The organism is Paenibacillus popilliae ATCC 14706, assembly GCF_000315235.1.
GTDB lineage: Bacteria > Bacillota > Bacilli > Paenibacillales > Paenibacillaceae > Paenibacillus_B > Paenibacillus_B popilliae.
This window is the reverse complement of sequence record NZ_BALG01000304.1, coordinates 1-667: the sequence shown is the minus strand read 5'-3', so window position 1 is coordinate 667 and position 667 is coordinate 1. Positions and strand designations below refer to the sequence as shown.

The window sequence follows — 667 nt, the reverse complement described above, 5'->3', positions numbered from 1 at the left end:
CCGCGGATGCTCCCCGCCTCTCGTGCGCTGGTAGTCGTACAACACCACGGAGGGTTCACCTCGCCCCGTGCGGTATAGCCACATATACGAATCCAACTGCGCCGCTTTTCCCGATTCCTTTAACACCTGCAGCGTGGTCTCGTCCGCATGCAGCACATCCTGCTTCAGCAGATGGCGCCTCATTTCCGCCACAACGGGCAGCAGCCAGTGCTCTGCGCCGTAGATCATCCAGTTCGCCATCGTTTGCCGGGACAAGGGATAACCTAAACGGGTCCATTCATGTTCCTGCCGGTAGAGCGGCTGGCTGCTCACGTATTTTTGGCACATCACATGCGTTATCGCCGATGGCGAGGCCAGGCTGCCCGGATAGGCGGGCCGAGGCATTGGAGCCGTCACAGGCTCTGCGTTAGGCACTGCCAGCACTTCGGCCTCATTAAACAGATTCAGTTCCAATTGATCCGGATGCGTCTTCTCGCTGGAAGCCCCGAAGCGCTTCTGCTGTGCAAGCCGGAACTGTTCCTCGTACCATTTGAGTTTGGCCCGTCTGCGATTACAAAACACGAACAGCGCCGTGGAAAACGGATTGAGCCCAAATTGTTCCTGTACCATAGCGGCCAGCCCATCAATGGATTTGCGCATGTCTGTTGCGCCGCAAGCCAGATAAACA

Annotated in this window: 2 pseudogenes; both read right to left on the bottom strand. The window is 57.4% G+C overall.

What is annotated here, in order from left to right:
* A pseudogene (locus tag PPOP_RS21050) lies at positions 1 to 540 on the bottom strand (IS66 family transposase); the annotation flags it as partial.
* Positions 538 to 660 (bottom strand): annotated as a pseudogene (gene tnpB, locus PPOP_RS25205) (IS66 family insertion sequence element accessory protein TnpB); the annotation flags it as partial. The pseudogenes tnpB and PPOP_RS21050, both read right to left, overlap by 3 nt.
* Between the last annotated feature and the right edge of the window lie 7 nt (positions 661 to 667).